We start from the raw sequence: 1,526 nt of genomic DNA on the forward strand, positions 1-1,526 counted from the left end.
CGCGAGAATGATGCCGGTTGCAAAGCTGATGCCAACCAGAACAAGCGAGGTCAGGATCGTGGAATTCGTCTGGTCACTCAGATCGTCGCTGCCTTTGGCAACACCCTTGGCAAGCTTGTCCAGCAACGAGCCTATTTCGTTTCCGGCCGCGCGAATTTGCCCATCAGCCTTCAGGAGTTCCGCCGCGGACTCCTGATTACGATTAGCGGAGCCAAGCTCGACGGCCTTATCCGTGCTTGTGATGATGCTCTGAGATTGTTTGAGCAGTTTGTCGATTGTGGCCGTCTCTTCCGGGAATATGGCCTTGACATTGTTCAATCGCGAGATCAGTTCGCCTTTGTCGGTATTATACTCGCCTTTGGCGATGGCGAAATCCGGAATGGAGGTGTCGTATGCCATTACCTGATAAGCACCGTAAGCCACCGCCTGAAGATTGCGGTTGGCACGAGAAAGCTCGACAAGCGCGGCATTATCGCCGGCAATGAACTCTGAATAGAGCGTGTCCGCGTTTTTGTAACGGGCGGACATATATACTGTTGCACCCAGACCGATGATGCAGAGCGGTAGAATGAGCGACAGAATTTTGGTGCGGATACTGGCATTCTGGAGAAATGACACGGATAACCTCAGGGCATGAATACCGCTCCTTCCCCGTGCCGGAGGTGTTCGGCAAGACTGACATTGCACGTCGCGTAACCTCGATCATCAAGGCTTCGGTAGCCGCATCATCGGCTCTGATCGCAACTGCATCATGCATGCGCCGAAAAACGCCGGCCTGCCCCCTTCAAATACGGGGAGGTCACCGTTCCGCGGGCGAAACGACAGCCCCGCCAACAGGCGGAAACGCCGGGCCGCATTTCGCAAAACACGGACAAGAACCGATTGTTCCACGGCCGTGCTTCGCTGGTTTTCTTGCGATTAGTTATAGTTAAATACTTTACAATTTCTTCATGCCCAAACGGGCGCAGGGAGATACCAATATCTGAAAGATCAGCGTGCGATTAGCCATCCCACCACGGATAAGCCCGACTTGCGGGATGGTGATGCAGGCCACATTCACATATTGGCAGCGCAAGGCTTAAAGAAACCTGCGAACAAGGGCTGTACGGCGGTTACGAGTGTACGCTTCGATGAAGCTGCAGGCCCGCTCGTTTCAAACTGTCCAGCAAATGCTGCGCCATCGCGTGTCGTCAAGGACGTCGCCGCCGAATGCATCAACTCTTTGAAATCGTCCAGACCAACGTCGTCGGCGCGCATGACTGAACGGATCAGCGGATCTGCGAAAATCTCGGCGAGCGTCATCTCGTCTATCGTCTGTCTCATCTCAGTCTCCTTTCGATAATTCATCCGCTGTGAAAGCGGGCGATTGCTTGACGGGCTCGCGCCAAGGTGTTACCGGTAAGTAACTTTTTTGATAGTTACCGATCGGTAACACGCATGTCAACACCGCTTGAGGGTAAAAATTAAACTCATGAAATCCGAGACATCTGATCGTGCTTCTGAGCAGAAAATCGCACCTCGTGACC

At 53.4% G+C, this 1,526-nt stretch carries 1 protein-coding gene and 1 pseudogene; both read right to left on the reverse strand.

Annotated elements, in window-relative coordinates; all coding sequences use genetic code 11:
* Positions 1 to 618 (reverse strand): annotated as a pseudogene (locus T18_RS24810) (methyl-accepting chemotaxis protein); the annotation flags it as partial.
* 438 nt (positions 619 to 1,056) lie between these two features.
* The gene (locus tag T18_RS24820; protein WP_038496670.1) at positions 1,057 to 1,323 is read right to left on the reverse strand and encodes a hypothetical protein; all 267 of its coding nucleotides are present in this window, start codon (positions 1,321 to 1,323) and stop codon (positions 1,057 to 1,059) included.
* Positions 1,324 to 1,526 lie beyond the last annotated feature (203 nt).

Source organism: Rhizobium sp. TBD182 (genome assembly GCF_001950375.1).
GTDB classification, from domain to species: domain Bacteria; phylum Pseudomonadota; class Alphaproteobacteria; order Rhizobiales; family Rhizobiaceae; genus Agrobacterium; species Agrobacterium tumefaciens.